This window comes from Patulibacter brassicae, assembly GCF_033949425.1.
In the GTDB taxonomy this organism is placed as follows: domain Bacteria; phylum Actinomycetota; class Thermoleophilia; order Solirubrobacterales; family Solirubrobacteraceae; genus Patulibacter; species Patulibacter brassicae.
Map to the genome: position 1 here is coordinate 63994 of NZ_JAXAVX010000001.1, position 23909 is coordinate 87902.

A 23909-nucleotide genomic window follows, 5' to 3' on the forward strand; every position below is an offset into this window, starting at 1 on the left:
CGGGTCGCGGCTCGGGTCGCGCGGGCGACGGGTACCCTTGCCAGCGCGCCATGACCGACCGTCGCCGCAACTCGCTGATCCTCCTGCTCGTGGCCCTGATGGTCGCCGCCTCGTGCGTCGTGCTGGCCACGAAGCCGACGAAGCAGGGCCTGGACCTCAAGGGCGGCGTCCAGCTCATCTACGAGGCGCAGGCGACGAAGGGCGAGGAGCTCGACCAGGCCGCGCTCGACCGCACGATCGACGTCATGCAGGAGCGGGTCAACAGCCTCGGCGTCGCCGAGGCCGAGATCCAGCGGTCCGGCAGCAACCAGATCGACGTCGGCCTGCCGGACGTCACGAACCCGCAGGAGGCGGCCGACACCGTCGGCTCCACCGCGCAGATGGCGTTCTACGACTGGGAGGCGAACGTCGTCGGCCCGGACGGGGTCATCGACCCGACGAACCCCGAGATCGTCCAGGCCGCCGGCTTCCGCCAGAACGTCGCCGCCGCCCCCGCCTACGAGGCGATCATGCGGGCGCGGGAGCTGAAGCCCGCCGACGGGCGCCGAGCCGTCGCCGACGCGCAGTGGTACGCGGTCAACGACCGCACGAAGACCGTCGTCGCCGGACCGCAGCAGACGCGGGAGCAGCTCGCCACGAGCACGTCGCTCGGGCGCGCCTTCGAGCGCCAGCCGGACGTCCTGCGCGACCTGCGCCGCTCCGGCACCGCCAAGCCGTACCGGCTCGTCAGCATCCCGTCGGGCTACCGGATCGTCGAGGCCGAGGACGACCCGGACACGAAGATCGAGGGCGACCCGATCACGCGGCGCAACAGCCGCTGGTTCGTCCTGCGCGACGTGGCCGAGCTGCGCGGCGAGGACATCAAGAACCCGGCCCAGGGCTTCGACCAGCGTCCCGGTGGGCGCGGACCGAACGTCACCTTCGAGTTCAGCGACCGCGGCAAGGACGTCTGGAAGGACATCACGAAGCGGATCGCCGACCGCGGCCGCGACAACTGCGTCGCACCGGCCGGGGCGAACCCCCGCCAGCAGGCCCAGATCTGCGCGAACCACTTCGCGATCGTCCTGGACCAGAAGCTCGTCTCGGTCCCGCTGATCGACTTCAACGAGAACCCGAACGGCATCTCGGGCTCCGGCGGCTCGTCGATCTCCGGCAGCTTCACGATCGACTCGGCCCAGCGCCTGGCCAACCAGCTGAAGTCGGGCTCGCTGCCGCTGAAGCTCGAGCTCATCTCGCAGCAGCAGGTCTCCGCGACGCTCGGCCAGGAGGCGCTCTCGCAGGGCCTGAAGGCCGGCATCTTCGGCTTCCTCGGCGTCGCGATCTTCCTCGTCCTCTTCTACCGCGCGCTCGGCGTCGTGGCCGTCCTGGGCCTCGCCGTCTACACGGTCTTCTTCCTCGCGCTGATCAAGCTCATCCCGATCGTCCTGACGCTGCCGGGCATCGCGGGCCTGATCCTCACCGTCGCCGTCGCCGCCGACGCGAACGTCGTGATCTTCGAGCGCGTGAAGGACGAGCTCCAAGCGGGCAGATCGGTCCCACGGGCGATCAAGGACGGCTACCGCAAGGGCCTGTCGGCGATCCTCGACGGCAACGCGATCACGTTCCTCGTCGCGTTCATCCTCTTCATGGTCGCCACGGCCGGCGTGAAGGGCTTCGCCTTCAACCTCGGCATCGGCGTCATCGTCTCGATGGTCACCGCCCTCGTGATGACGCAGGCGATCCTCGGCCTCCTGTCCCGCTCGCCGATCATCACCCACCCGGCGATGCTCGGCGCCCGCAAGCGCGACCCGATCTGGCACCGCTTCGACTTCGTCAAGGCGTCGAAGTGGTTCTTCTCGATGTCCGGCGTGATCCTCGCGATCGGCGCGATCGGCATCGGCGCCAAGGGCCTGAACTTCGGCATCGACTTCGAGTCCGGGACGCAGATCACCGCGACCGCGCGCCAGGGCACGACGGTCGAGGACGTCCGTCGCGTGCTCGAGCCGCTCGGCGAGGGCGACGCGAAGATCCAGACGGTCGAGCTCAGCGGCGACGCCGCCCGCGAGCGCGGCAACGGCCAGACCTTCCAGCTGGCGACCCAGAACCTCGACCGCGACGAGCTCGAGGCGGTGACGCGGGCGCTCGGGACCCTCGGCGTCGATCCGGCGACGCTGGACTCCAACACCGTCGGACCGACCTTCGGGCAGACGGTCGCCCGCCTCGCGGTGATCGCGATCATCGCGTCGTTCATCCTCATCGCGCTGATCGTCTGGTTCCGGTTCGGCGTCCGGTTCACCGTGCCGATCCTCATCGCGGTGGTCCACGACCTGCTCATCACCGCGGGCATCTACGCGCTCACCGGGGCGGAGATCACCGCCTCGACGGTCGCGGCGCTGCTGACGATCATCGGCTACTCGATCTACGACACGGTGATCGTGTTCGACCGCATGCGCGAGAACCTCAAGCGCCTGCCGTCGGCGGCGTTCAGCCAGATCGCCAACCGCTCCCTGAGCGAGGTCCTCGGCCGATCGCTGATCACCTCGTTCTCGGCCGGCGTCCCGACGCTCGCGCTGCTGCTCTTCGGCGGCGACACGCTGAAGGACTTCGCGCTCGCGATGCTCGTCGGCACCCTGTCGGGCGCGTACTCGTCGATCTTCATCGCCGGTCCGGTGCTCACGGAGTGGATGGAGCGCCTGCCGACCTTCAAGGCCAAGCGCCGTCGCCTGACGCTCGCCGCCGGCGGCACGCTGCCGCCGTACCCGGACGCCAACGCGTCCAAGGGCGGCGTCGACCCGTTCGCGCAGCGCCCGAAGAGCGAGCGGATCACGGCGCCGGAGCCCGAGGCCGGCACCGCGGTGTCGGCGAACGAGTTCCAGCGGATGGTCGACGAGCTCGGCATCGAGCCCGGCTCCGGTGGCCGGCAGCGGACCGCCGCGCCGGAGGAGCCCGCCGCGCCGGAGCAGCCGTCGCGGGCCGCCGACCTCAGTCCGGAGGAGGTCGTCCTGCGCGACGACCGGACGCGGGGGACCGGTGCCCGCAAGGGCAAGGGCAAGAGCAACCGACGCCACGGCCGGCGCTGAGCCGTCGTCCCCGGAAGCGAGGAGCTGCACCATGGCCGCGTTGACCTGGGTCCTGATCGCCCTGGCGATCTGGCACTTCACGATCTTCGTCCCGGACAGGTTCTGGGGCGGGATCGTCGGCGGGTTCGTGTTCTCGATGATCGGCGGCGTGCTCGGGGGCTGGCTCCTGAGCGGCCTCTCGATGCCCTCCCGCGCCGACACCGACGTCGTCACCGTCCTGCTCGGGATCCCGGGGACGCTCGTCGCCCTGACGGCGCTGTGGTTCTACGGCGCCCGCAAGGAGGCGCAGGAGGAGGCGGCCGCCGCCGCGGCCGGCCGCGCCTGACGCCGTCCGGCGGGGCCCCGGCGACCGGACGCGACCGTCCGGTCCGGGCCCTACCGTGCAGGGGGTGAGCGTCCGCTTCGAGATCCCGCCGGCCCCGCAGGCCGCGGTCGACGGGATCGTCGCGGCGCTCGGCGTCCACGAGGTCACCGCCCAGGTGCTCGTGCGGCGCGGGCTCGCGGACCCGGACGCCGCCGCGCGGTTCCTCGCGGCGGAGGAGCGTCATCCGCTCGAGGCCTTCGACGGCCTCCGGGAGGCGGCCGAGCGGATCCTCGGCCACGTGCGACGGCGCGGCCGGATCGTCGTCCACGGCGACTACGACTGCGACGGGGTCTGCGCCACCGCGACGCTCGTGCGCGCCGTCCGCCAGGTCGGCGGCGACGTGACCTGGTTCGTGCCGCACCGGCTCGAGGACGGCTACGGGCTCGGCGCCGACACCGTGCGGCGGCTCGCCGGCGACGGCTTCGACCTCGTCGTGACCGTCGACTGCGGCGTCACCGCCGTCGACGAGGCCGCGCTGGCCGCGGAGCTCGGCCTGGACCTCGTCGTCACCGACCACCACCGCCCGCGCGCCGACGGCGCGCTGCCCGCGGTGCCGATCGCCCACCCGGGGCTGCCGCGCGACCCCGCCGACCCGGACGGGCCGACCCGCTATCCGGCGCCCGAGCTGTGCGGCGCCGGCGTCGCGTGGCGGCTGGCCGGGGCGCTCCTGGCGGCCGCCGGTCACGATCCCGCCGGCGCGGACATCGACCTCGACCTCGTCGCGATCGCGACGATCGCCGACGTCGTGCCGCTGCGGGGCGAGAACCGCTGGATCGTCCGCCGGGGCCTCCAGGCGATCACGGACTCCCGCCGCCCCGGGCTGCGGGCCCTGCTCGACGTCTCGCGCACCGCGCCCGCCGACGTCGACGAGCGGTCGGTCGCGTTCCGGCTCGCGCCGCGGATCAACGCCGCGGGCCGGGTCGGCGACGCGAACGCGGCCGTCGCCCTGCTCGTCGAGCACGACCCCGGGGAGGCGCGGCGGCTCGCCGACCGGCTCGATCTCGCCAACCGCGACCGCCGGGAGCTCGAGCGACGGATCCTGCGCGAGGCCGAGGCGCAGGCCGACGCCCAGGGCGAGCAGCCCGCGTACGTGCTGGCCGGCGAGGGCTGGCACCCGGGCGTCGTCGGGATCGTGGCCTCGCGCATCGTCGAGCGCACCGGCCGGCCGGCGGTGCTGCTGGCGATCGAGGGGGAGGAGGCGGTCGGCTCGGGGCGCTCCGTGCCCGGGTTCGACCTGCTCGCCGGACTCGACGCCTGCGCCGATCGGCTGCTCGCGCACGGCGGCCACCGCGCCGCGGCGGGCCTGCGGATGCAGCGGGACGCGATCGACGGCTTCGCCGCCGCGTTCCGTGCCCACGCGGCGGAGCACCTCGACGAGGACGCGCTCGTCGCGGTCGAGCGGGTGGACGCGATCGTGGGCGGCGCCGACCTCTCGCTCGGTCTCGCCGAGCAGCTGCTCGCCCTGGGGCCGTTCGGCGAGGGCAACCCCGAGCCGGTCCTGCAGGTCGTGGGGGCGCGCGGCGAGGGCGTGCGGACCCTCGGGAGCCGCGGCGCGCATCTCGCGTTCACCGTCCGCAGCGGCGGTACGCGGATCGCCGCGGTCGCGTTCGGCTGCGAGGAGCTGCCCTGCCCCGACGGCCCGTTCGTCGGGAGCTTCGCGCTCGAGCGGCACGCGTTCGCCGGCTCGGTGCTCCCGCGCCTGCGAGCCCGGCGCATGGCGCTCGCCGCCCCGTCGGCGATCGACCGGCTGGACGGGGATCCGCTCGACGCGGCCCTCTCGGTGCTCGAGGCGGAGGACCCGTTCCCGTCGCCGTCGGACCCGGGTGCCCCGCCGACGCTCGCCGCCGCGGCGGAGCGGCTCGAGGATCGCGCGCCGTGCGGCGCGGTGGCCGCCCTCGCGGCGCTCGTGGCCACCGGCGAGCCCGTGGTCGCGCTCGTCGCCGATGCCCGTCGCCGTCACGCGCAGCTCGCGCCGATGCTCGGCGGCTTCGCGCTCACGGACTGGTGGAGCGCGGTGCGCACGCCCGCGACCCTCGACGGCGCGGTGCACCTCGTCGCCGTGGACCCGCCGAGCGACGCCGCCCACCTCGGGCTGCTCGACGCGTTGCCGGACGGGCGCGCGTGGCGGACCTGGGGCGACCCTGAGCTACGCTTCACGGTGGATGCGCTGCATCACGAGCACGACCTGCGCGGCGACGCGATCGCCCTCTTCCGCGACCTGCGGACCGCGGGTCCGTCGCCGTTCGCCGCGCTCCTGGGCGAGCGCCCGGGCTGGCGCCTCGGGCTGCTGCTCCGCGTCCTGGAGGAGTGCGGCGCGGTCGTGGTCGACCGCGCCGAGCGGATCGTCGCGCCCGGCTCCGGACCCGTGGCCCCGCTCGAGGACGGCCCGACCCATCGCGCGTGGACGGCGCGCGGCGAGGAGCGGCACCGATGGCTGAGCACCCCGGACCCGCGACGAGCGCCGCTCCGGGCGTGACCGACGCCGCCGACGACGCCCGCTCGCCGGTCACCGTCACCGACGAGCGCACGCGCGAGCGGATCGGCGTGTCCGCCGGTGCCCCGGCGAGCTGCGACGACGCCACCGCCCGCGACCGCGACGCGCTGACCGAGGAGGAGCTGTCCCTGCGGGCGGACCTCCACGCCGTGATCGCCGAGCACGCGGAGGACGACCGCACCGCGGTCGATCTCGCGCGGGTCGACGACGCGTTCCTCTTCGCCTGCCTGCACCACCGCGACCAGCGTCGCAAGTCCGGTGAGCCCTTCATCGCGCACCCCACCGAGGTCGCGAAGATCTGCGCGGGGATGCGGCTGGACACCGAGGCGGTCGTGGCGGCGCTGCTGCACGACACCGTCGAGGACACCGCCGCGGAGCTCGACGAGATCGAGCGCCGCTACGGCGCGACCGTGCGGCTGCTCGTCGACGGCGTCACGAAGCTCGACGGCATCCAGTTCACGAGCCGCGACGAGGCGCAGGCCGAGAACTACCGCAAGATGGTCGTCGCGATGGCCGCCGACGTGCGGGTCATCCTCATCAAGCTCGCCGACCGGCTGCACAACGCCCGCACGCTCCAGGCCCACAAGCGCCCGAAGCAGCTGGAGATCGCGAAGGAGACGCTCGAGGTCTACGCGCCGATCGCGCACCGGCTCGGCATCCACGCGATCAAATGGGAGCTCGAGGACCTCGCGTTCGCGACGCTGCACCCGCGCAAGTACCAGGAGATCAAGGGCCTGGTGAACCAGCAGCGCGGCGAGCGGGAGACGTACGTCGCGAAGGCCGGCGAGTACCTGCAGCGCGAGCTGGAGGCCGTCGGGATCGAGGCCGAGATCTCCGGCCGGGCGAAGCACTTCTACTCGATCTACCTGAAGATGACCCGCAAGGGTCGGGAGTTCAACGAGATCTACGACCTCACCGCGATGCGGGTCGTCGTGGACTCCGTGAACGACTGCTACGGCGCCGTCGGGGTCATCCACGCGCTGTGGAAGCCGCTGCCGCGACGGTTCAAGGACTTCGTCGCGATGCCGAAGGCCAACATGTACCAGTCGCTGCACACGACGGTCGTCGGGCCCGAGGGTCGTCCGCTCGAGATCCAGATCCGCACGTACGACATGCAGCGGACCGCCGAGTTCGGCGTCGCCGCGCACTGGATGTACAAGGAGCGCCCCGCGGGCAGCACCGCCCCGGTGACCCCCGGCGACGCGGCGTCCGGCAACGGCCACGAGGCGCGCGCGGCCGGCAACGGCGCCGCGCCCGCCCCGGGCACGGCCGACGGCGACAAGTTCGCCTGGCTGCGCGCGATGCTCGACACCTCGCGGGACAACGACGACCCGCAGGAGTTCATGGACGACCTGAAGGTCGCCCTGTTCGAGGACGAGGTCTACGTCTTCACCCCGAAGGGCGACGTGAAGTCGCTCTCCCGCGGCGCCACCCCGGTGGACTTCGCCTACGAGGTCCACACGGACGTCGGTCACCGCTGCGTCGGCGCGAAGGTCAACGGCAAGATCGTGCCGCTGAGCTACACCCTGCGCTCCGGGGACATCGTCGAGGTCCTCACCGCCAACCGCGAGCGCGGACCCTCGCGCGACTGGCTCGCCCTCGCGCAGACGAGCCGGGCGCGGTCGAAGATCAAGGCGTGGTTCAAGGCCGTCGGTCGCGAGGACGACGAGCACCAGGGCCGCGACCTGCTGCAGGAGCAGCTGCGCAAGGCCGGCCTGCCGGCCCAGCGGCTCGTGGGATCGACGCTCCTGGCGGACGTCATCCACGAGATGGGCTACCGCAAGGCCGACGACTTCTACATCGCCGTCGGCGGCGGCAAGGTCAGCCCGCGCGTCGTCGTCAACAAGGTCCTGAAGCACCTCAAGGAGGGCGAGGCCGGCGACGACGAGACCGCCGGGCCGGTCGAGCAGCTCCTGCGCCCCGACGTCGCCCGCCGGCAGCCGACCGGCTCGGCCTCCTCCTACGGCGTCGCCGTCGACGGGGTCGGCGACGTCATGCTGCGGATGGCGAAGTGCTGCCGCCCGGTGCCCGGCGACCCGATCGTCGGCTACGTCTCGCTGGGCCGCGGCATCACGATCCACCGCGACGACTGCCCGAACGTGCAGCAGCTGCGCAAGGACCCCGAGCGGTTCGTGCCGGTCGACTGGGCCGGGCAGCACCAGCAGTCCTTCAAGGTCGAGATCCAGGTCGACGGCTACGACCGGCACCGGCTGCTGGAGGACCTCACGCGGATCTTCGCCGAGGGCGGCGTGAACATCGTCTCCGCCGTCTGCACGACGACGCCGCCGATGGTGCGCAACCGGTTCGTCGTCGAGGTGGGGGACACGCGGCAGCTGCGCACGACGATCAATCGCCTGCGCAACATCGACGCGGTCTTCGACGCCTTCCGCGTCACGCCGAGCGCCTAGACGGCGGCGCGCCGGTCCTTCCCCGCCGGACCCTGCGCCGCCGGGTCGTGCGGTCACCGGCGGCGACGCTCAGGCGATGACGCGCAGCGCGTCGTGTCCGACCGCGATCTCGGCCTCGACGAGGTCGCCGGCGTAGTCGCCGTCGACCTGGAACGGCAGCGGGCGACCGTCGCGGGTGCGCAGCGTCGCGCGCTCGAGGTCGCGGGCCGCGTCGATCGCGCGGCCGGCGGAGACCTCGAGCGACGGCACGAGCGCGCGGAGCATCACGCCGGGCATGACGGTCGGCCGCGTGTGGCGCAGCACCGCGCCGCTCACGCGGCCGGACTCGAGGGTGACGTCCTGGATCAGCCGGACCGGCGAGCGGGAGAAGTACGTGAACTCGCGCGCGTTCTGCAGCACGAGGGTGACGCCGTCGAGCCGCTGGCCGTCGGGGAGCTCGAGCTGGAGCTGCGGCGGGTTGACGGTGTAGCGCCGAAGGAACACGCCGACGGCCACCGACGCGAAGAACCACGGCCCGAGGCGGGCCTTCAGCGCCGGGCGCGCGTCGACGCGCCGCACGACGTCCGCGTCGAGGCCGACGCCCGCGGCGAAGGTGAACCACCGCTCGCCGATCCGGCCGAGGTCGACCGGGCGCGGGACCCAGCGATCCGCGAGCGTCAGCGCGTGCTCCGTCGCGTCGATGAGGTCCGGCGGCATGCCGATGAGCCGGTGGTAGACGTTCGTGGCGCCGCCGGGCAGCGGCAGGAGCGCGACGTCGCTGCCGGCCAGGCCGTTGGCGATCTCGTTCACCGTCCCGTCCCCGCCGAGGCTCACCACCGCGTCGACGCCCTCGTGCACGGCCTGCCGCGCGAGCTCGGTGGCGTGGCCCGGCGCCTCGGTGTCGGTGACCTGGACCTCGTACCGGTGGTCCAGGGCGTGGACGACGAGCGCACGGAGGCGCGGGTTCGTCGTCGTCGCGTTCGGGTTGACGATGACCTGGAGGCGACGACGCTCGGTCGTCGGCAGGCCCTCGACGGGGAGGGAGGGCGACGAGGCCACGGACCCGGACACGTCTGCTGGAGACACCACGGCCGCGCGCAGGTTACCCGCCACCCGCTGGCGGGGGCCCGCGGCGGCCGGCGGCGGTGCTCATCTAGCATCGGCGCTCGTGACCGACGAGCACGCCGTGGCCCGGATCGCGCGCTTCTGGGAGGCGCGGGCCCGCGAGAGCGCCCTGCGGTTCTCGCTCCCCGGCGCGCCCGCGGGCCCGGCCGGCACCGATCAGCTCGCCTTCGCGGCGTCCGGTCGCGACCTGCTCGACGCGGCCGCAGAGCTCGTGGGCTGGCGGCCGTCGGGCCTGCGGCTGGCCGTCGACGTCGGGTGCGGCGCGGGCCGCCTGCTCGAGCCGCTGAGCCGGCTGTCCGACGCGGTGATCGCCGTCGACGTCGCCCCGACGATGATCGAGACGGCGCAGGAGATCCACGGGCACCGCGAGGGGTTCTCGTGGCTCGTCGGGCACGCCGGCGCGCTCGAGGGCGTCGCCGACGCCGCGGCCGACGCCGTGCTCGCCCTCGGCGTCCTGACGCACCTGCCGACCCAGGCGCTGCAGCTCGAGGCGCTCGCGGAGCTCGCCCGCGTCCTGCTGCCCGGCGGAGCGGCGCTGTTCGACGTCCGCGACCGGCCCGCGCCGCTGGAGCTGCCGGGCGAGTCGGCGGTCCCGGACCGGGTGGCCCGCCACCCGCTCTGGCGCGGCGTGCCGCTCGACCTCGAGACGCTCGCCGGTGCCGCGGCCGAGGAGGGGCTCGAGCTGGAGCGGATCGCCGGCTCGGGCAGCGGTCGCTGCCTCGTCCTGGCCCGCCGCGCCTGAGCCCGCGCGGGGAGCCGCCGCGGATGCCGGCGCGGAGCGCCGGTCCGGGCACGAGCGCGCGCCACGGCCCGGTCGGGCCGTAGCATCCGCCGTCATGTCGCAGCCCGCCGCACCCGCTCCGACCGTCTCGCCGGACGAGGTCCGTCGCGCGGTCGACGACGTCCGGCTCTGGTACCACACGATCGAGCTGCCGCACGGCGTCGCCTCGCCGGGCTGGTTCGACCTGCGCCCGATCCTCGACCGGATGCCGTGGCCGGACGTCCGCGGCAAGCGCTGCCTCGACGTGGGGACCTGGGACGGCCACCTCGCCTTCGAGATGGAGCGCCGCGGCGCGTCGGAGGTCGTCGCGATCGACATCCCGGACCACTCGATGTGGGACATCCCGATCCGCGGGCGCAAGGCGGTCAGCGGCACGCTCGACGCGATGGTGGGGGAGAAGGCCTCCGGCTTCCAGACCGCGCACCGCCTGCTGGGCTCGGCGGTCGACCGCCGCACGATCTCGGTCTACGACCTCGATCCGGCCGAGCTCGGCACGTTCGACGTCGTCGTCTGCGGCAGCCTCCTCCTGCACCTGCGCGATCCCGTCCGGGCGCTCGAGGCGATCCGCTCCGTCACCGCCGGGGTGCTGCTGAACACCGACCTCATGCGGGTCGGCACGACGCTGCTGCACCCCCGCACGCCGGTGACGCGGCTCGACGGCGACCCGAACCTCGTCCAGTGGTGGCACTCCAACGCCGCGGCCCACCGCAAGATGCTGGAGACGGCCGGTTTCGACGTCGTGCGCAGCGTCCGTCCGTACGCGATCCCCTACGGCGACGGGCACCCGCCCGACCGCGGCCTGCGCGACCGCGTGAACGCGACGATCCGTCGGGCGCTGCTGGGCAACGACGGCGTGCCGCACACCGCGTTCCTGGCGCGCCCCGCCGCGCTGTAGCCGGCTCGGCGCGCGGCCCCGCCGCGGCTCAGAGGATCGGCGCGCCGCTGCGCGCCGACCCGAGGGCCAGCGCGACCGTCGTGACGAGGTCCCCGGCCGCGAGGCCCAGCGCGGTCGCGGGTCGCCGGCCGCGCGCCACCGGCCGCGTGCGGCGCTCGAGCTGGGCCGCGTAGGGGAGCGCGCCGACCGCGGCGAGCGCCGCGGCGAGCGGGCGGCGGCGTGCCACGAGGACGCCGGCCAGCGGCAGCGCGGCCGTCGCGGCGAGCACCGCGGGCCGGTCGGGCGTGAGGAACCAGCGGCGGTGCAGCGCATCCTCGCGCAGCTCCGGCCAGCGGGCCACGAGCGTGCAGAACGCCCCGGCGCGGGCGCGCTCGGCGGCGGCGGCCCGCCAGCCGCGCCGGCCCACGGGGTGCTCGACGACCGCCTCGGGGGACCAGTGCACCCGGGCACCGGCGCGCAGGAGCCGGCGGCCCAGCGCGAGGTCCTCGCCCATCTCCTTGCCGCCGAGCGGACGCAGGCCGCCGGCGAAGCCGCCCGCGGCCACCACGTCCTCCCGCCACGCGGCGAGGTTCGCGGTCTCGAAGAGCGGGCTCGCCGACTCGCGCGCGAGCACGCGGTCGAACGGCGTCGGCGCGCTGCCCTCCGGGATCCGGATCGGGCCCTGCACGACATCGCCGGGCGCGCGCAGGGGGCCCAGCAGCGCCGCCAGCCATCCCGGAGCGGGCCGGCAGTCGGCGTCGACGAACGCCAAACGCGGGGCGGCGGCGCGCGCGACCGCGGCGTCGCGGGCGGCGCCGGGGCCGGCCGGCGAGGCGCCCGGTGCGGCGACGCGGACGACGCAGGCGCGCAGGGCGGGCGCGACCGCGAGGGCCGCGACCGGGTCGCGCCGCGAGCCGTCGTCGGCCAGGACGACCTCGAACGGGGGCGCGTCGCGCTGCCCGGCGAGCGCCGTCAGCAACCGGCGGAGATCGTCGTCGGCGTCGCGGACGGGGACCACGACGCTCACGGCGGGCGCGGTCCCGTCGCGGGACGGCCGGGGTGAGGGGGAGCTCCCGTGCGGGGCGCGCGGCACGCCGCAACGATAGGGCGCCGCCGCGCAGGCGGACCGGCGGCTACGGTTCCGCCGGTGAGCGATCCGCGACACATGGCCCGCTTCTGGGACGAGCGGGCCCGGGAGCACGCCGAGTACTTCGTCGACAACCGCCTGGACTATCGGCGCGGCGACTACGGGCCCGACGACCCCGAGGACTTCTGGGCCAAGGGGCGGCGCGACTTCGACGTCCTGCTGGAGACCGTCGGGGCGCCCGCCATCGGCGAGCGGGACGTCGTGCTGGACATCGGGTGCGGCGTCGGTCGCCTCACGCGCGTGGCCGCCGAGCGCGCGGCGCACGTCCACGCGCTCGACGTGAGCGCCGAGATGATCGACCGCGCGCGGGCGAACCTCGCCGATCGCGACGACGTGACCTTCCACGTCGGCGACGGCGCGACCCTGCGGCCGCTCGAGGACGACAGCATCGACGTCGTCGTCTCGCTCGTCGTCTTCCAGCACATCCCGGATCCCGAGATCACGTACGGCTACGTGCGCGAGATCCTGCGCGTGCTGCGGCCCGGCGGGTGGGCGGCGTTCCAGGTCTCCGACGACCCGGTGATCCACGCGATGGACCATCCCGGCCCGTCGCTGGCCCGGCGGATCCTCGCGCGGCTGCGCGGCGGGCTGCCGGGGGGCCAGGACGACCCGGCCTGGCGCGGCTCGGCGATCGAGCGGACCCGGCTGGAGCGCGAGATCGCGCAGGCGGGCGGGCGCGTGGAGCGGCTCGAGGGCGCGGGGACCCAGTACTGCCTCGTGCTCGTGCGGGCCGACGCCGCCTGAACCGGGCCGACCGGCGCCCGGGGCGCGGCGCGACCGCCGCTGGCGCGCCGCCACCGGCGGGGCGCGTTCGCCGGACACTCCGGGCCCCGACCCTCCCGAAGGCCGTCCAGATCCGCGTCCAGACGGCGCTGGCCGCGGGCCTGGCTGGTACGTTCGTCCGGTCCAGCACGCGCCGATCGTCCGAGCCTCGCTCAACGGACGATCCATCGCTCCGCTCGTGCCCGACCGCCCCGCATGACTCGCTCACCTCGCCGCCTGCTCACCCTCGTCGCGCTGACCGGCGCCGCCATCGGCGGTCCGGCGACCGCCGCACACGCCTGGGAGCGCCCGACCTGGGCCGACCTCGCGCCGCTGGCGACCGAGCAGCCGGTGCAGACGCACCAGGCGATCGGCGAGCAGAAGGCGATCATGATCGCCGTCCCCGGCGGCGGCTGGGGCGCCGGCGGCGACGAGCTCTTCCGGCTCTACAGCTACCTCGACTGGTGGACCACGATGCTCCAGGAGCACGGGATCACCGTCGACGTCGTCGGGCACCGCGGCCACAGCGGCAACGGCACGGTCGCGCGGCAGATCGCCGACATCGTCAACGCGATGGAGCGCGCCCGCAAGCGCGCGCCGGGCACGCCGATCTGCATCTACGGCCTGTCCTCGGGCGGCCAGCTCGCCGTCATGTCGTCGATGATCCGGCCGGACCTCGCCGACTGCGTCATCGCGGACGGCGCCCCGATGGACCTCGACCGCTGGCTGCCGCACGCCACCCAGCTGCACGGCCTGCGGCTGGAGGACTTCGTCGCGTCGTTCTTCTACCCGAGCGCCGCGAACGAGCGCTTCGACTACCCGCCGAAGTTCCCCGAGGGCCTGAAGAGCTTCGATCCGGCGCGCCAGGCGGACCGCATCGGCCGCCTGTTCACGATCAACGCGGGACGCAACCCCGACGGCAGCGAGTCCGACGACACGGTCGGCAGCCAGCAGGGCGAGCTCATGCGGCGGCGGATCCCGGACCGCACGATCGTGCGCTACGTCCACGCCGCGGCCGACGGCGAGCCCGCGCTCTCCACGGCCCATCTGCTCTACAGCTCGTACCTCGACCTGACGCGCGGCGGCGCGAAGGAGCAGGAGGCCCGCAAGGTCTACGAGGAGGCCGCCCGCTGGGCGGTCCAGAACGCGACGCCCCCCGGCGGCCGTCGGGCCGCGACGACGCCGAGCGTCACGCCGGACGCGCGCACGCCGGACGCCGGACCCACGCCGGTCGCGCCGGCGCCGCGGGCGAAGGTCGTGGGTCGCACCCTGCGACTGGACTCCCGCGGCCGCATCCGCGTGCGCCTGCGCTGCACCGACGCCACGACCGCCTGCCGCTTCGCCCTGCGCGTGCGCGCCGCCGGCGGCTGGTCGCGGACGGTGACCACCCGCCTGGGCAAGGGCAGCGCGTCGCGGCAGGTCCTCATCGCCCTGTCGGCCAAGCAGCGCCGGGCCGTCGCCCGCAGCGGCCGCGTCCGCGCCGACCTCCGCGCGATCGCCGTGGCCCCGCGTCCCGACGGCTCGCAGCAGCTGCACCGGATCTTCCTCACGCGCGCCGCCACGAAGGCGCGCTGAGCCGCCCGCCCCGGCCCGCTGCACGGGCTGGGGCCCGCGCCCCCTGAAGCGACAGCGGTCATCGCGGGACGCCCGTGCCCGGCCGACCCGTGCCCGACGGTCGTGACGGCCGACGCACGGGCTGGGGCCCGCGCCCCCTCTGGAGCGACAGCGGTCATCGCGGGACGCCCGTGCCCGGCCGACCCGTGCCCGACGGTCGTGACGGCCGACGCAGGGGCTGGGGCCCGCGCCCCCTCTCACAGGAGGTCGTTGCGGCGGAACCACCAGATCATCAGCCCGAGCATCGCCGCCATCGCGCCGATGAGGATGAAGAACGGATGGGCCTGGGCCTCGCCCGGGACCTTGACGTTCATGCCCCAGACCGAGGCGATGAGCGTCATCGGCATGACGATCACGGTGATCGCCGTCAGCACGCGGAGGGAGTCGGACTGCGCGTGCTGGAGGACCGACTCGTTCGAGCTCTCCAGCGCCTCGGAGACCTCCTTGAAGTTCTCGAGCATGTCCCAGATCCGCTCGTTCGCGTCGTTGATGTCGTCGAAGTAGAGCTCGACGTCCTCGACGAGGTAGCGGCGCGCGACGTTCAGGTCCTTCAGCGCGGTGCGCTGCGGGCGCACGACGCGGCGGAAGTTGATGATCTCCTGCTTCGCGTTGGAGATGTCGCGGACGATCTCCCGCGAGCGGCCCTCGAAGATGTCCTCCTCGAGCTGCTCGAGCTTGTTCCCGATCTTGCGCAGCATCGGGAACGAGGCGTCGACGCACTCGTCGATGATGCGGTAGAGCAGGTAGCCCGAGCCCTTCGTGAACAGCCGGTCGCGCTCCTCGTCGCGCTGCTCGGCGCGCGAGAAGAGGTACTCGATCGTCCGCAGCGGCCGGTTCGGGATCGTGATGACGAAGTCCGGTCCGACGAAGACGTCGACCTCGGCGGCGTTCAGGCGGCCGATCGTCTTGTCGTAGTCGGGGAAGTGCAGGACGACGAAGACGTAGTCGTCGTACGCGTCGACCTTCGGGCGCTGGTTGCGCGAGAGGACGTCCTCGTAGTCCAGCGCGTGGAAGTCGAAGTGCTCCCGCAGCCAGGCGAGCTCGAGGCGCCCGGGGCGGGCGACGTTCACCCAGCGCAGGCCGTTGGCCTCGAGGGTCTCGATCTGCGGGCCCTCGACCTCAGCCGAGGGGACGTCGACCGGCTCGACGGCGCGCGAGCCGAGGCCCAGCCGCGGACGTGGCAGCGACGGCACGGGGACTCGGAGGTTCGTCGATGGCGGGCACGGCCGGTCCATCGTACCGGCGCGTGCTCGCGGCGGTCGGTCGCGCGCCCGGCGCGACGGGGCGGGCGCGCGACCCGGCGGGAGGACGGGACCGGTGCGTCGCGCCCGCCGCCGCCCGCGCCCGAGGACCTGTCCCTAGACTGCCGCGCGTGACGCAGCCCCGCGATCTCCAGGACCGGATCACCGCCGCGCGCGAGGCGCTGACCGAGAACCCGGTCTGGTACCACACGATCGAGCTGGCCCCGGGCGTCACCACGCCGGGCTTCGTCGACCACCGTCCGATCACGCCCCGGATCCTGCCCGCCGACATGCGCGGCCTGCGGGTGCTCGAGGTCGGGACCTTCGACGGCCACTGGTCCTTCTCGATGGAGGAGCGCGGGGCCGAGGTCACCGCGCTGGACCTGCCGGACTTCGACGCGACGAGCTGGCCGCCCGTGCACCGCGAGCGGCTCCAGGCCGAGATCGCCGAGCGGAACATGGAGCTCGGTCGGGGCTTCCGACTCGCGCACGAGCTGCGCGGATCGTCGGTCACCCGCGTGACCGGCGACGTGCAGACCCTCGGTCCCGGGGAGCTCGACGACGAGCCGTTCGACGTCGTGTTCATCGGCGCGGTCCTCCTGCACCTGCGCGACCCCGTCGGCGCGCTCGAGCGGATGGCCCAGCGCACGCGTCCCGGCGGCCGTCTCATCGCGCTGGAGACGTTCTCGCTCCTGGCCACCGTGCTGTCGCCGTGGCGGGCGATGGCGCGGTTCCAGACCCTGGAGACGCCGTTCAACTGGTGGGTGCCGAACATGGTCGCCCTGCGCGACTGGTTCGCGACCGCCGGCTGGGTCGACGTCCGCCGTCACGGCATCCACAAGCCGCCGGCGAAGGCGGAGATGTCGGACCGCTACGTGCACTTCTCCGCGCGCAAGCCGGGCTGATCGTCGCCGTCGCCGGGAGCGGCTGCGCGCCACGGCCGGGTCCGGACCGCCGTGGCCCGCGGCCGCCGCGACCGGCGCCTCGACGAGGCCGAACCCCCTGCTATCGTTCCCGCCCGGACATAGCTGAACGCATCCAGAGGAGTGGAGGGACTGGCCCTTTGAAGCTCCGGCAACCATCGCGAACCCGCCGGCCGCGAAGAGGTGCCAATTCCAGAGAGATGTGTGGTTGGACTCCCCTCGGACCCTTCGCCACACGACCGGCGAAGGCCCGAACGAAAGCAGGAGAGCCATGGCTGCGACGTCCCTGATCTGCCGCGAGTGCTCGAGCACCTACCCGCTCGAGGCGCAGTTCGTCTGTTCCCGGTGCTTCGGCCCGCTCGAGGTCGCCTACGCGGAGCACGACGCCTCCGACGTGGACTCGATCCGCCGCCGGATCCAGGCCGGTCCGCGGAGCATCTGGCGCTACGCGGACTTCCTCCCGCTCGGCGCCGGCTCGCCGACCGGCTCGGGCGAGTTCGCCACCGAGGCCGGGCTCCCCGCCGGCGGGACCCCGCTGGTGCGCGCGGACCGGCTGGCCGAGCGGCTCGGCCTGCGCGAGGTGTGGGTGAAGAACGACGCCGCCAACCCGACGCACTCGTTCAAGGACCGCGTCGTGGCCGTCGCCGCCGCTCGCGCGAAGGAGCTCGGCTTCACGACCCTCGCGTGCGCGTCGACCGGCAACCTCGCCGGCGCCGTGGCCGCCGCCGGCGCGGCGCTGGGGATGCCGACCTACGTGTTCATCCCGGCCGACCTCGAGGAGCAGAAGATCCTCTCGACCGGCGTCTACGGCGCGAACATCGTCACGGTCCGCGGCAACTACGACGACGTCAACCGGCTCTGTACCGAGATCGCGGGCGAGCGCGAGGACTGGGCGTTCGTCAACGTGAACATGCGCCCGTACTACGCCGAGGGCTCCAAGACCCTCGCGTACGAGATCGCCGAGCAGCTCGGCTGGACGGTCCCGGACCGGATCGTCGCGCCGATCGCCTCCGGCTCGCTCTTCACGAAGATCGGGAAGGGCTTCAAGGAGTGGATCGACCTCGGGCTGCTCGAGGCCGCCGGCACGCCGAGCGGCCTGCCGGCGATGAGCGGCGCCCAGGCGGCCGGCTGCAACCCCGTGGCCGCGGCCTTCGAGGCCGGCCAGGACGTGTGTCGCCCGGTGAAGCCGGACACGATCGCCAAGTCCCTGGCGATCGGCAACCCGGCCGACGGCCCGTACGCGATCGAGCTGGCTCGCACGACGGACGGCACGATCAGCCAGGTCAGCGACGACGAGATCCGCGAGGGCATCCGGTTGCTCGCCGAGACGACCGGCATCTTCACCGAGACCGCCGGCGGCGTCACGACGGCGACGCTGAAGCAGCTCGCCGAGGCGGGGGCGATCGACCCCGACGAGCGCGTCGTCATCGTGATCACGGGCGAGGGCCTGAAGACCCTCGACGTCGTCCGCGGCACGTTCGAGTGCCACGAGATCGATCCCCGCTTCGAGCAGTTCGAGCGCGTCGAGGGACGCACGGAGGTGACGGTCTGATGGCCACGGTGAAGGTGAAGATCCCGACGCAGCTGCGCGACGCCACCGGCGGCGAGGGCACGCTCGAGATCGAGGGCGACACGGTCGGCTCGACGCTGGAGGCGCTGTTCGTCGCGCACCCCGAGCTGCGCTCCCGCCTCGCCGACGACGACGGCAACCTGCGCCGCTTCGTCAACGTGTACCTCGACGGCGAGGACATCCGCTTCGGCGACGGCGTCGGCACGCCCGTCGCCGACCGGCAGGAGCTCCAGATCCTGCCCGCCGTCGCCGGTGGCCGCTGAGCCCGGACGCCTGCGGCGCGCCGCCTCCGGCGCGCTGCGCCGGGCGCTCGCCCGCCACGATCGGCGGCTCGTCGACCTCCGCCACCACCGGGTGGTCGAGCGCTCCTACGCCGGGCCGGTGCCCGAGTGGGAGCGCCTGCCGCCCGAGACGTTCACCGCGCCCCACCCGATGCCGGGCGTGGCGTGGGACCCGCTCCCGGGCCTCGCGCTGCTCGAGGGGGAGCTCCGCGACGGGCTCGCCGAGCTCGAGCTGCCGGCCCTCGCCGAGATCCCACCGGCGGAGCGCGCCGAGCTGCTGCGCTTCTACGAGGGGCTCGACGCTGCGGCGCTCCACGCGCTCGTCCGCCACGTCCGACCGCGCCGGGTCGTCGAGCTCGGCAGCGGCGTCTCGACGCTCGTGACGGCGCGCGCGCTCGAGCGCAACGCCGCCGACGGCGCCCCGGGCGAGCTCGTCGCCTACGACCCCTACCCGCGCGCCCCGACCGCGGCCGCCGTCCACGACATCCGCCGGGTCCCGGCCGAGGAGGTCCCGCGCGCCGCGGTCGAGGAGCTCGACGCGGGCGACGTGCTGTTCGTCGACACGACGCACGTCGTGCGCACCGGCGGCGACGTCGTGCGGATCTACCTCGACCTCGTGCCGCGGCTCGCGCCGGGCGTCCTGCTGCACGTCCACGACGTGCTGCTGCCCTACGACTACCACCGCGAGTGGCTGGCCAACGGCTGGTTCTGGAACGAGCAGTACCTCGTCCAGGCGCTGCTGCAGGGCAACCCGGAGTGGGAGGTCGTCCTGGCCCACCACCAGCTGCACCGCGAGCACGGCGACCGGGTCGCCGCCGCGGTGCCGGCCTACGACGGCGCCGGCCAGCACCCCAGCGCGCTCTGGCTGCGGCGGCGCGTGCCGGGCGAGGAGGGGCCGCTGGCCGCGCGCCTGCGCGCCCACCGACCCGACGGCCCGGAGCCCACGCGATGAGCGCCCGCGAGATCGCGGTCCGCGGCGACGGCATCCGTCTCGGGCAGCTGCTGCAGCTCGCCGACGTCGTCGGCTCCGGCGGCGAGGCGAAGGCGCTGCTCGGGACGCGCACCGTGACGGTCAACGGCGAGGTCGAGGACCGCCGCGGCCGTCAGCTGCGCGACGGCGACGAGGTGGTCGCCGAGGGCGCGGTCCTGCGCGTGCGCGCCGCGGGCTGATCGGGGTCCAGCGGCAGCCGGACCCGGATCCGGTAGCCGCCGCTCGGGCGACGCCCGGCGTAGAACGTCCCGCCGCACGTCCGGGCGCGCTCGCGCATCGCCAGCAGCCCCTGGCCGCGTCCCGGGTCGCCGGTCGGCGGTCGACCGTCGTCGAGCACCTCGAGCTCGACGACGTCCTCCTCCCAGCGCAGCGTCGCCGTGGCCCGGGGCGGGTCGGCGTGCTCGACGACGTTCGTGAGCGCCTCCTCGAGGATCCGGTGCAGGGCGAGCTGGAGGTCGACGGCGAGCGCCACCGGCTCGCCGTCCTCCCGCCAGTCGACCTCCGCGCCCGCGCGGCGCGCGGTGTCCAGGAGCCGCGGGACGTCGTCGAGTCCCGGCAGGCGCTCGTCGTCGGGCACCGGCACGCCGATCGCCGCGGCCAGCCGGCGCAGCGTGGCGTCGTGGTCGCCCGGGGTCCCGTGCTCGGCGCGCAGGACCGCGAGGGTCTCCGCCGCGATCTGCTCGCGCTGCCAGGCGACGCCCGGGGACGCGGCGTGCCGCCGGACGAGCTCGCGCCGGGCGTCGTCGCGCTCCGCGAGCCCGTCGTGGCGCGCGCGCTGGAGCAGGTGGCCGGCGAGGAACGGGACGAGGAAGGCGACGCTCGCGAAGACCGCGTCGGCGAGGGAGCGGTCCGGCAGCGAGAGCACCAGGGCGTAGGCCGCCATCACCGCCCCGAGCAGCCCCGTGAGCGCTCGGTCGGGACGCTCGTGGCGACCGAGCGCGAACATCGCGAGCGCGACGGCCAGCGCCGGGACGACGCTCGCGTCCGCGTCGACGCCGAGCGCGGTCTGGACCATGAGGACGACCCAGACGCCGGTGCTGACGACGAGCGGCTGCGCCCGCCGCTGGACGAGCAGCAGCGCGGCCGCGATCGCCGCGCACGCCGCCACCGGCTCGGGCGCCGAGCTCGAGCCCACGACGAGCGCGTCCAGCAGCCAGGCGGCGCCGACGAGGAGGGCGAGGAGGACGTCGAGGCCGTCGTCGGGCGGTGCCTCGGTGACGTCCGGCGGGGCGGGGGATGAGAGGCTGGAGGAGGCAGCCACCGGGCCAACCCTAGTCGGTCGCCTCGGGCGCTCCGGCCGCCGACGGGTCGCGCCGCGGCGTTCCCCGGGGTTTGCAGGGACGTTCCGTCCGACCGACGCCCTAGGTTCTCGACCATGCCACGTACGACGACCGGCGCCGACGGGCGCCGGGCCGTGGGGACCTCCGAACCATCGTCCGACGCCGCCCAGGCCGCGGACGACCTGCTCACGCAGGCACGCCACCTGGCCGCCATGGCCTTCGGCACGACGACGTCCCCCGAGCTCGCGGCGGCGGCGGAGGGCTTGCAAGCCCGCTGCGCCGGGCTCGTGGCGGCCGCCCCGTCCCGCTCGCGTCGGCGACGGGCCCGCGCGCTGCCGCGGCTGGAGGCGCTCGCCCTGGCCGCGGACGACCTCGCCGCCGTCGTGCTCCTGCGCTGCTGCGGCGGCGAGCGGGAGGTCGGCGGGATCGACGTCGGCGCGCTGCTCACGCGGGTCGCTGATCGGCACGCCGCGGTGCGCGAGGTGCTCCCGGCACCGGCGGCGGCGATCCTGACCGGGCCCGGCCGCGAGCCGCGGGTGCGCGAGCTCGCCGACGGCGAGGCCCGGCGCCGGCGCGACCGGCACGCCGCCTGAGCGGCGCGCGTCTCCGATGAGGAGCGCGTGAGAAGCGGCTTGGGTGCGCTCGACGGGTGCCGTAGCGTCGTGCGCACCGCGGGTCCTGCCCGCTTCGACACCGACCTCCGGCCGACAGGCCGTCCCCCGAGGAGGACCTCATGCCCCGTACCGCGATCCGCGTGACCCCGCTGGCCGCGACGCTCGCCGTCGCGGCGATCGCGCCGGCCGCCGCGCCCGCGGCCAAGGCGCCCGCCGTCACCGCGCCGTCCGTGAAGACCGGCCTCTCCGGCTCGCTGACCCCGCAGAGCGCGACCCTCACCGGCACGGTCGACCCGAACGGCGCATCCACGCGCTACTGGTTCGAGTACGGCACGACGTCGAAGCTCGGCAAGCGCACCGATACGGCGACCGTCGGCGGCACCGACCCCCTCGCCGCGACCCGCGGCGTCACCGGCCTGCGGTCGGCGACCACGTACCACTACCGCCTGGCCGCGCGGAACAAGAAGGGCACGCGCCGCGGCGCGATCCGGACCTTCAAGACGAAGGTCCAGCCGCTCGGCTTCAGCGTCGCCGCCAACCCCGCCGGCTTCGGCTTCGGGGACGCGACGGTCATCGCCGGCACGCTCGGCGGCACCGGCAGCACCGGCCGCCAGGTCCAGCTGCAGGCGAACCCGTGGCCGTACGCCGGGTACCAGGACGTCGGGAACGTCCAGCTCACCTCGGGCGAGGGCGCGTTCGCGTTCCCGATCCTCGGGCAGTCGATCAACACGCGGTACCGCGTGCGCACGACGGGCAAGGACCCGGTCCTGAGCGCCGAGGTCCAGACCGCCGTGGCGCCCGCCGTGAACACCGTCGCCTCGGATCGCAGCGTCCGTCGCGGCACGAGCGTCCGCTTCAGCGGCAAGCTCCGGCCCGCGAAGGTCGGCGCGACGATCTACGTCGAGCGCGAGGTCCGCGCGGGCGTGTGGCGCCGCTCGGCGGAGACCGCGACCGTGGCGTCCGAGGACCAGGCCTACACGCGCTTCTCGGCCCGCGTGAAGGTCAACAAGACGAGCCGCTACCGCGTCCGCGTCGTCGTCGCCGACCAGAGCCTCGGGATCACCGAGGGCACGCCGATCCGGATCCGCGCGACCCGCCGCTGAGCCCGGCTCGCGGGCGGCGCGCCGGGTGGCGCGTCGCCCGCGCCGCGCGCCGCCGGGCGGCGTGCCACAATCCGCCACCCGGCGCCCGTAGCTCAGTGGATAGAGCGCTCGCCTCCGGAGCGAGAGGTCGAAGGTTCGAATCCTTCCGGGCGCGTCGCCCACCGCCACCGTCGTCCCCGACGCGCGGAGGGCCGCGGCGCGGTCCGTGGACCGCGCGACGCGCGCGTCGTCGCGGGCCGGTCCACCGACCAGGCCCGCCCGTGAACCTCGACCTCCTCTTCGTCGGCACCGGCGGCTCGGCGCCCACGGCCCGCCGCGGCCTCCCGTCGACGCTCGTGCGCCGGGGCGGCGAGCACGTCCTCGTCGACTGCGGCGAGGGCACCCAGCGCCAGCTCATGCGCGCCGGCGGGCTCGTCGAGCTCGACCTCGTCCTGCTCACGCACCTGCACGCCGACCACTGGCTCGGCCTGCCGGGGATGCTGAAGACGTTCGACCTGCGCGAGCGCTCGGCACCGCTCACCGTCGCCGGCCCCGAGGGCACGGCCCGGGCGCTCGGCGACCTGCTGCGGATCACCGGGGGCGTCCGCTACCCGCTGGAGATCCTCGAGCTCGCCGGGGGGGCCCAGCTGCGGCGCGACGGCTGGACGGTCCACGCGCTCGACGTCGAGCACCGGACGCGCGCCCGCGGCTACGCGCTCGTCGAGGACGTGCGCCCCGGCCGCTTCGACCCCGACGCCGCCCGCGCCCTCGGCGTCACGGAGCCGCGCGACTTCGGCCGGCTGCAGCGCGGCGAGACGGTCGGGGCCGTGCGCCCCGAGCAGGTGATGGGGGAGGCACGGCTCGGGCGCAAGGTCGTGCTCTCCGGGGACACCCGCCCGTGCGACGCGATCCGGCTGGCGGCCCACGGCGCGGACGTCCTGGTGCACGAGGCGACGTTCACGAGCGTCGAGCGCGCCCGGGCGCGCAAGACCGGCCACTCGACCGCCGCGCAGGCCGCCGAGCTCGCCGCCGAGGCCGGGGTCCGGCTGCTGGCGCTGACGCACCTCTCGGCCCGCCACCGGCCCTCCGAGGCGCTGGAGGAGGCGCGCGCGATCCACGCGGGGACCGTGCTGCCGCGGGACTTCGACGTCGTCGAGATCCCGTTCCCCGAGCGGGGGACGCCCGAGCTGCGCCCCGGCGCGGGACGCACGCGCGCCCCGGCCGGCGGCGCGGGCGGTCTCGACGACCCGGACGCCGAGCCGCGCGACGGCTGACGGCGGCGGTCGGGAGGCCGCGTGGCGCCGCTCGGTGCGCTCCGTC

At 74.9% G+C, this 23909-nt stretch carries 20 protein-coding genes, 1 tRNA gene and 1 riboswitch; of the genes, 17 read left to right on the plus strand and 4 right to left on the minus strand.

Features of this window, described 5'->3' with window-relative positions:
- The first annotated feature begins 50 nt into the window (after positions 1 to 50).
- The 4 genes from secD to SK069_RS00340 all read left to right on the plus strand — a co-directional run bounded on the left by secD (position 51) and on the right by SK069_RS00340 (position 8325).
- Positions 51 to 3059 carry a protein translocase subunit SecD gene (gene secD / locus SK069_RS00325; RefSeq protein WP_319952176.1) on the plus strand — a complete coding sequence of 1003 codons (3009 nt, stop codon included), beginning with the start codon at positions 51 to 53 and terminating at the stop codon, positions 3057 to 3059.
- A 31-nt stretch (positions 3060 to 3090) separates the two neighbouring features.
- A complete protein-coding gene (locus SK069_RS00330) occupies positions 3091 to 3384 on the plus strand; it encodes a hypothetical protein (RefSeq protein WP_319952177.1) in 294 nt (97 codons plus the stop codon).
- 64 nt (positions 3385 to 3448) lie between these two features.
- Positions 3449 to 5899 carry a single-stranded-DNA-specific exonuclease RecJ gene (gene recJ / locus SK069_RS00335; protein ID WP_319952178.1) on the plus strand — a complete coding sequence of 817 codons (2451 nt, stop codon included), beginning with the start codon at positions 3449 to 3451 and terminating at the stop codon, positions 5897 to 5899.
- Positions 5854 to 8325 (plus strand): RelA/SpoT family protein, encoded by a 2472-nt coding sequence (locus SK069_RS00340; RefSeq protein ID WP_319952179.1) that lies wholly within the window; start codon positions 5854 to 5856, stop codon positions 8323 to 8325. The genes recJ and SK069_RS00340 overlap by 46 nt, the downstream gene beginning before the upstream one ends.
- Positions 8326 to 8394: 69 nt before the next feature.
- Here the strand turns inward: SK069_RS00340 and SK069_RS00345 are convergent, their stop codons facing one another.
- Complete coding sequence (locus SK069_RS00345; protein WP_319952180.1) at positions 8395 to 9363, minus strand: diacylglycerol/lipid kinase family protein; 969 nt, start codon at positions 9361 to 9363, stop codon at positions 8395 to 8397.
- A gap of 109 nt (positions 9364 to 9472) precedes the next feature.
- Here SK069_RS00345 and SK069_RS00350 point away from each other — a divergent pair, with 109 nt between their 5' ends.
- Together SK069_RS00350 and SK069_RS00355 are read left to right on the plus strand one after the other, a co-directional pair.
- Complete coding sequence (locus SK069_RS00350; protein ID WP_319952181.1) at positions 9473 to 10171, plus strand: class I SAM-dependent methyltransferase; 699 nt, start codon at positions 9473 to 9475, stop codon at positions 10169 to 10171.
- A gap of 94 nt (positions 10172 to 10265) precedes the next feature.
- Entirely contained in the window at positions 10266 to 11105 is an 840-nt protein-coding gene (locus tag SK069_RS00355) for a class I SAM-dependent methyltransferase (RefSeq protein ID WP_319952182.1), read from the plus strand.
- Between the two features lie 28 nt (positions 11106 to 11133).
- On the opposite strand, the gene SK069_RS00360 is transcribed toward SK069_RS00355, so the two are convergent.
- Positions 11134 to 12111, minus strand: coding sequence for a glycosyltransferase (locus tag SK069_RS00360; protein WP_319952183.1), 978 nt, complete (start codon positions 12109 to 12111; stop codon positions 11134 to 11136).
- Between the two features lie 120 nt (positions 12112 to 12231).
- Between SK069_RS00360 and SK069_RS00365 the strand changes: the two genes are divergently transcribed.
- Together SK069_RS00365 and SK069_RS00370 are read left to right on the plus strand one after the other, a co-directional pair.
- Entirely contained in the window at positions 12232 to 12975 is a 744-nt protein-coding gene (locus SK069_RS00365) for a class I SAM-dependent methyltransferase (protein WP_319952184.1), read from the plus strand.
- 234 nt (positions 12976 to 13209) lie between these two features.
- Positions 13210 to 14568 carry an alpha/beta hydrolase family protein gene (locus tag SK069_RS00370; protein WP_319952185.1) on the plus strand — a complete coding sequence of 453 codons (1359 nt, stop codon included), beginning with the start codon at positions 13210 to 13212 and terminating at the stop codon, positions 14566 to 14568.
- Between the two features lie 236 nt (positions 14569 to 14804).
- Here the strand turns inward: SK069_RS00370 and SK069_RS00375 are convergent, their stop codons facing one another.
- On the minus strand, positions 14805 to 15800 hold the full coding sequence (locus tag SK069_RS00375) for a magnesium transporter CorA family protein (RefSeq protein ID WP_319952186.1): 996 nt from the start codon (positions 15798 to 15800) through the stop codon (positions 14805 to 14807).
- A gap of 179 nt (positions 15801 to 15979) precedes the next feature.
- On the opposite strand from SK069_RS00375, the gene SK069_RS00380 reads away from it, so the two are divergent.
- The 5 genes from SK069_RS00380 (at position 15980) to SK069_RS00400 (ending at position 19792) form a co-directional block, all read left to right on the plus strand.
- Positions 15980 to 16753 (plus strand): class I SAM-dependent methyltransferase, encoded by a 774-nt coding sequence (locus SK069_RS00380; RefSeq protein ID WP_319952187.1) that lies wholly within the window; start codon positions 15980 to 15982, stop codon positions 16751 to 16753.
- A gap of 126 nt (positions 16754 to 16879) precedes the next feature.
- Positions 16880 to 16978: riboswitch (SAM riboswitch) on the plus strand.
- 64 nt (positions 16979 to 17042) lie between these two features.
- Entirely contained in the window at positions 17043 to 18323 is a 1281-nt protein-coding gene (thrC, locus tag SK069_RS00385) for a threonine synthase (protein ID WP_319952188.1), read from the plus strand.
- Positions 18323 to 18604 carry a ubiquitin-like small modifier protein 1 gene (locus SK069_RS00390; RefSeq protein WP_319952189.1) on the plus strand — a complete coding sequence of 94 codons (282 nt, stop codon included), beginning with the start codon at positions 18323 to 18325 and terminating at the stop codon, positions 18602 to 18604. The genes thrC and SK069_RS00390 overlap by 1 nt, the downstream gene beginning before the upstream one ends.
- Positions 18594 to 19574 carry a class I SAM-dependent methyltransferase gene (locus SK069_RS00395; RefSeq protein ID WP_319952190.1) on the plus strand — a complete coding sequence of 327 codons (981 nt, stop codon included), beginning with the start codon at positions 18594 to 18596 and terminating at the stop codon, positions 19572 to 19574. Before SK069_RS00390 ends, SK069_RS00395 begins: the two co-directional genes overlap by 11 nt.
- The gene (locus SK069_RS00400) at positions 19571 to 19792 is read left to right on the plus strand and encodes an RNA-binding S4 domain-containing protein (protein WP_319952191.1); all 222 of its coding nucleotides are present in this window, start codon (positions 19571 to 19573) and stop codon (positions 19790 to 19792) included. The genes SK069_RS00395 and SK069_RS00400 overlap by 4 nt, the downstream gene beginning before the upstream one ends.
- Here SK069_RS00400 and SK069_RS00405 read toward each other — a convergent pair.
- Entirely contained in the window at positions 19726 to 20874 is a 1149-nt protein-coding gene (locus SK069_RS00405) for a sensor histidine kinase (RefSeq protein WP_319952192.1), read from the minus strand. The genes SK069_RS00400 and SK069_RS00405 overlap by 67 nt on opposite strands.
- A gap of 114 nt (positions 20875 to 20988) precedes the next feature.
- On the opposite strand from SK069_RS00405, the gene SK069_RS00410 reads away from it, so the two are divergent.
- From SK069_RS00410 to SK069_RS00425, 4 genes are all read left to right on the plus strand, one after another.
- Complete coding sequence (locus tag SK069_RS00410; protein ID WP_319952193.1) at positions 20989 to 21486, plus strand: hypothetical protein; 498 nt, start codon at positions 20989 to 20991, stop codon at positions 21484 to 21486.
- A gap of 140 nt (positions 21487 to 21626) precedes the next feature.
- Complete coding sequence (locus SK069_RS00415) at positions 21627 to 22610, plus strand: hypothetical protein (RefSeq protein WP_319952194.1); 984 nt, start codon at positions 21627 to 21629, stop codon at positions 22608 to 22610.
- 81 nt (positions 22611 to 22691) lie between these two features.
- Positions 22692 to 22764: transfer RNA gene (locus SK069_RS00420), tRNA-Arg, on the plus strand.
- A 106-nt stretch (positions 22765 to 22870) separates the two neighbouring features.
- The gene (locus SK069_RS00425) at positions 22871 to 23863 is read left to right on the plus strand and encodes a ribonuclease Z (protein WP_319952195.1); all 993 of its coding nucleotides are present in this window, start codon (positions 22871 to 22873) and stop codon (positions 23861 to 23863) included.
- The last annotated feature ends 46 nt before the right edge of the window (positions 23864 to 23909 follow it).